This is a genomic window from Falsiroseomonas oryzae, from assembly GCF_027856955.1.
Classification (GTDB): Bacteria; Pseudomonadota; Alphaproteobacteria; order Acetobacterales; family Acetobacteraceae; genus Falsiroseomonas; species Falsiroseomonas oryzae.
Genome location: NZ_JAPSMD010000423.1, coordinates 1 through 4,565, shown reverse-complemented (window position 1 = coordinate 4,565; position 4,565 = coordinate 1). Strand labels below are relative to the sequence as shown.

Here is a 4,565-nt window from a genome sequence, read left to right as displayed (position 1 = left end):
GATCGGCGGCGACCTGGGCCGGATCGGGCACGCCGTAATGGCGGGGATCGAGCCCGTCCTCGTCCAGGCGCGCAAGACGCGCCGCCAGCCGGGTCAGCGGGTCGGCGGCGTACGGGGCGGGGGCGGCCGCCGCGGCGCGGGCCTCCGGCGCGAGCCGGCTGGCGGCAAGACCGAGGGCGGCGGCGAGAAGGGGTCGGCGGGCCGTGCGCATGCCAGCGTGATACAATCGCGCGGGCAGCATTGCAAAAGCTCAACGTCCCCCGGAGACGTCCAGCACCGCGCCGGTGACATAGGACGCCGCGTCGGAGAGCAGCCAGAGCACGGCCTCCGCCACCTCCTCGGGCGTGCCGAGCCGCTGCATCGGCACGGTGGGGACGATCCGCGCCACGCGTTCCGGGATGCCGGCGGAGGCGTGGATGGCGGTGTCGATCATCCCGGGCGCGACGGCGTTCACCCGGATGCCCTCCCCCGCCAGTTCCTTCGCCAGGCCGCGCACCAGCGGGTCCACCGCGCCCTTGCTCGCGGCGTAATGGACGAACTCGAAGGGCGCGCCGAAGGCGGGCGCGCGGGAGCCGATGCAGACGATCCCGCCGCCCTGCCCGCCGCGCGAGGTCGCCATGCGCCGCGCCGCCTCCCGACAGGCGGTGGCGAGGCCGAGCACGTTGATCTCGAAGACGCGCCGCCAGGTGGCGTCGGTGGAGTCGAGGAAGGTGGAAGCCAGTCCCGTCGTGCCGGCATTGGCCACGAAGGCGTCGAGCCGGCCGAAGCGGGCATCGCAGGCGGCGAAGGCACGCGCGGTGGCCTCGGCGTCGGCGGCATCGGCCTGGACGAGTTCCACCGTGGCGCCGGCCTCGCGGCAGGCCTCCGCCGTGCTTTCCGCAGCGGCCCGGTCGCTGCCCCAGGTCAGCAGCAGGTCATGGCCGCGCGCCGCGGCAAGGCGCGCGACAGCGGCGCCGATGCCCTTGCCCGCCCCGGTGATGAGCAGCACCCGCCTGGTCATGCCGTGACGTTCCGACCTCCGCACTGCGCCGCCGCCCCATGTCGGCATGCATCAAAGGGAAATGTCACCATTTCTTACATGCCCTGTCATCCCTCCGAGGGGAGGTGCGGACGCTCGTGACGCCTCGCCACCCTGGCCCGGAGCCAGTACTTCGCTGTTCTTCCCACGAGGGAAGACTGCCGTCGGCCTGGGCCGACGCGCTGCGCAGCCCGGCGGCTGTGGCAGTCCTCGGCCGCTGTCTCAGCGTCGGTCTTCTTTACAGCGCGCGTTGCAACGACCCGAGCGGCGCGGCCAAGTGACTGACGAATAAGGACGTTCTCACAGTGGCACGGATCGTGCTGCCACGGGTCCGGCGCATCAGCCAGAAGCAAGGGAAACGGGGTAGATGATCTGGAAGGTTCGCATGGTTCTCGCGGCGCTCGCCGTGGGCATGGTCATGGGCAGTGCTCGGGACGCCCAGGCGGCGATCTACTCGCCGCAGCTCGTGGGCGTCTCCCCCGAGGGATCGTTCTATCGTTGGCTTTACAACGTCTTCCTGACCACCTCGGGAGGGCAATTCGAGCTTGAACAGGGCAACGGGACGCTGTCGCCTGGCACCCTTGGCAGCCAGGATTTCCTCACGCTCTACGACATCGCGGGCTATGTCCCCGGCTCGGTTTTCGCCCCGGGGAGCCACGCCGCCCTGACCCCGACAGTCCTGTTCGGCATCACCGCTCCGCTCACGTTGCCCGTCGATTCGCCGAGTCTCGTCAACCTGACTATTCGTTACAACACCTCAAATCAGACCACAAACGCAATATTCACGGGCTTCTCGTTCCTGTCGACCAGCAACGTGGGTTCCCCCCTGGGCTTCTACACCAGCCAGTACACCATCACGAACACGGGCGATAAGGGCGCCGAGATCGGCCGCGTGACCCTCCCCACGGCCGCCGAGACGCCGGTCCCCGAACCCGGTACGCTCGGCCTGCTCTCGTTGGCCCTGGCGGGTCTCGCCTTGAGCCGGCGACGCCAGGTGGCCTGAGCGGCCGCCGTTCGGCGTCCGCTTTCAGCGCGGGCGTCCCCACCGGGACGCAACGCGACGTCGCTCTGTGCTGCCCTCGCAGCGGGCAATGAAGCTGAGGGCATGCTGCTGCACCGGGCGGTCTCGCCCGGGCTGCTCGGGGCGATGGTGTCCTGCTCGCGCCGTGCCGCGTGGCTCACTCGCTCCGACGGCGGCCGACGGCGCTCCTGTCCCGCCAGGCAATCGCGGCCGCCGCTCTGTTGCGGCGCCGCCGGCCGGCTGATCGGGCCCGACGCCGCCGCGCGGCTTCCGATCCGGACCGCGCGGCGGTAGTCAGGGCGCCCCAGCACAAGCGAGGAAGCGCCCGATGCCCGATCCCAGCCTCCGCAAGGCCCTCGACGCCAACGAGTTCATCCTCGCCCCCGGCGTCTTCGACATGATCTCCGCCAAGGTGGCGGACGGCATGGGGTTCAAGGCGCTCTACGCGACCGGCTTCGGCGTCACCGCCTCCCATCTCGGCGTGGCCGACGCGGGGATCGCGACCTACACCGACATGGTCTCCCGCATGGGGACCATCGCGCGCGGCTGCCGCACGCCGCTGATCTCGGATGCCGACACCGGCTACGGCGGGCTGCTCAACGTGCGCCACACGGTGATGGGCTACGAGGCCGCGGGCGTCACCGCGATCCAGCTCGAGGACCAGGAGATGCCGAAGAAGTGCGGCCACACGCCGGGCCGCCGCGTCATCCCGGCCGAGGAGATGGCGCTCAAGATCCGCGTCGCGGTGGAGGCGCGGAAGAGCCCGGACTTCCTGATCATCGCGCGCACCGACGCGCGCACCACGCTCGGCCTGGAGGAGGCGATCCGGCGCGGGAAGATGTACGCCGACGCCGGCGCCGACGTGATCTTCATCGAGAGCCCGGAGAGCGAGGCCGAGATGGCCGAGGTGGGCCGGCAGATCAGCAAGCCGCTCTTCGCCAACATGGTGGAGGGCGGGCGCACGCCGATCCTGCCGGCGGAGACGCTGCACAGATACGGCTACCGGATCGCGATCTACCCCGCGGTCGGCTTCCTGACCGCCGCGGCCGCGCTGGAGCGCGCCTATGCGACGCTGAAGAAGGATGGCCACTCCAACAACCTGCCCGCCGATGCCTCCTATGGCTTCGGGCGCATCTGCGAACTGATGGGCTTCCCGGAGGTCTGGGCCTTCGACCGCAAATGGGCCGAGATCGCCGGCAACCTGCCGCCGCAGAAGGCCGCGGAGTGAGCGCGATGCAGGGCGTGCAGGCGCTGCTGTTCGACACCTTCGGCACGGTGGTGGACTGGCGCAACGGCATCGCGCGCGACGCCGCGCCCTTCCTGGCGAAGCACGGCATCGCCGCCGATCCGCACGCCTTCGCCGATGCCTGGCGCAAGCGCTACCGGCCGGCGATGAAGGAGGTGATCGAGGGAAGGCGTCCCTTCACGCGGCTCGACGTGCTGCACCGGGAGAACCTGGAGGGCGTGCTGCGCGACCTCGGCGCCGACCCGGCGCGCATCCCGGAAGCCGAGCTGGACCATCTGAACCGCGCCTGGCACCGGCTGGATCCCTGGCCCGATTCCATCCCCGGCCTGACCCGGCTGAAGGCGCGCTTCATCATCGCGCCGCTGTCCAACGGCAACATCGCGCTGCTGCTGAACATGGCCAAGCGCGCCGGCCTGCCCTGGGACGCGATCCTGGGCGCGGAGGTGGCGCGGGCCTACAAGCGCGATCCCCGCGCCTACCTGAACACGGCCGACATTCTCGGCCTGCCGCCCGCCGCCTGCATGCTTGTCGCCGCCCACAACGACGACCTGGAGGCGGCGCGCGGCGTGGGCTTCGCCACGGGCTTCGTGCTGCGCGCCACCGAGCACGGGCCGGGGCAGACCACGAACCTGGCGCCGGAGCAGGACTGGGACGTGGTCGCGGCAGACCTGCAGGACATGGCGGAGAAGCTCGGCTGCCCGGCCTGATTGCGTTGCATGTTGGGCGACCCGATTCAGACCTCCGGGCCTGACGGCCCTCTGGTCATCGGGGCGCCACGGGCTTGATTGCCCGCCCGGCCTCCGCGAGATAGCCGTCATGTCCTTCCCCCATGACGACAAGGCCTGGGCCGACACGGCCGACTTCCTGCGCGGCCGGCTGGGCGCCGCCGACCGCCTGGTCGCCCCGGACCCCTTCCGCTACGTGCTGCCGCGCGCGCTGCGCTTCTCCCAGCTGCGGTCGGAGCCGGCGAAGGGCTTCGACTGGATCGTGGTGCACAAGGGGGAGCTGGAACGCATCCCGCGCCCCTTCCTGATGGAGTTGCCGGCCGCCGCGGTGCCGGTCTTCGCCAACGAGGTCTTCGTCGCCTTCGCCACCGCGCCGCCCGCCGACCTGGTGGACCTCAGCGAAAGCGACCACGTCCGCGCCTTCCGCGTGGGCATGGAGGCGCTGCCGCCGGCGCCGGTGGCGCTGGCGCCGGAGCCCGGCGCCGTCACCTCGGTGCGCCTGCCTTCGGGCGACGTCACGGCGCCGGTGATCCGCGCGCCGCGTGCGCCGCGCCC

Annotated in this window: 5 protein-coding genes and 1 pseudogene; 4 read left to right on the top strand and 2 right to left on the bottom strand. The window is 71.4% G+C overall.

Annotated features, from left to right (window positions below):
• Both OZN99_RS26085 and OZN99_RS26080 read right to left on the bottom strand, forming a co-directional pair.
• Positions 1–211, bottom strand: a pseudogene (locus OZN99_RS26085) (L,D-transpeptidase family protein); the annotation flags it as partial.
• Between the two features lie 39 nt (positions 212–250).
• The gene (locus tag OZN99_RS26080; RefSeq protein ID WP_270938152.1) at positions 251–1,000 is read right to left on the bottom strand and encodes an SDR family oxidoreductase; all 750 of its coding nucleotides are present in this window, start codon (positions 998–1,000) and stop codon (positions 251–253) included.
• Between the two features lie 385 nt (positions 1,001–1,385).
• On the opposite strand from OZN99_RS26080, the gene OZN99_RS26075 reads away from it, so the two are divergent.
• The 4 genes from OZN99_RS26075 to OZN99_RS26060 all read left to right on the top strand — a co-directional run.
• Positions 1,386–2,021 (top strand): PEP-CTERM sorting domain-containing protein, encoded by a 636-nt coding sequence (locus tag OZN99_RS26075; protein WP_270938151.1) that lies wholly within the window; start codon positions 1,386–1,388, stop codon positions 2,019–2,021.
• A 346-nt stretch (positions 2,022–2,367) separates the two neighbouring features.
• Positions 2,368–3,267 carry an isocitrate lyase/PEP mutase family protein gene (locus OZN99_RS26070; RefSeq protein WP_270938150.1) on the top strand — a complete coding sequence of 300 codons (900 nt, stop codon included), beginning with the start codon at positions 2,368–2,370 and terminating at the stop codon, positions 3,265–3,267.
• A gap of 5 nt (positions 3,268–3,272) precedes the next feature.
• A complete protein-coding gene (locus tag OZN99_RS26065; protein ID WP_270938153.1) occupies positions 3,273–3,992 on the top strand; it encodes a haloacid dehalogenase type II in 720 nt (239 codons plus the stop codon).
• Between the two features lie 109 nt (positions 3,993–4,101).
• On the top strand, positions 4,102–4,565 hold a 464-nt coding region (locus tag OZN99_RS26060; protein WP_270938149.1), incomplete at its 3' end, for a hypothetical protein.

Excerpts from the sequence above, each read along its gene's own strand:
- OZN99_RS26080 (WP_270938152.1), bottom strand. The coding sequence starts at position 1,000 with ATGACCAGGCGGGTGCTGCTCATCACCGGGGCGGGCAAGGGCATCGGC.
- OZN99_RS26075 (WP_270938151.1), top strand. The coding sequence starts at position 1,386 with ATGATCTGGAAGGTTCGCATGGTTCTCGCGGCGCTCGCCGTGGGCATG.
- OZN99_RS26070 (WP_270938150.1), top strand. The coding sequence starts at position 2,368 with ATGCCCGATCCCAGCCTCCGCAAGGCCCTCGACGCCAACGAGTTCATC.
- OZN99_RS26065 (WP_270938153.1), top strand. The coding sequence starts at position 3,273 with ATGCAGGGCGTGCAGGCGCTGCTGTTCGACACCTTCGGCACGGTGGTG.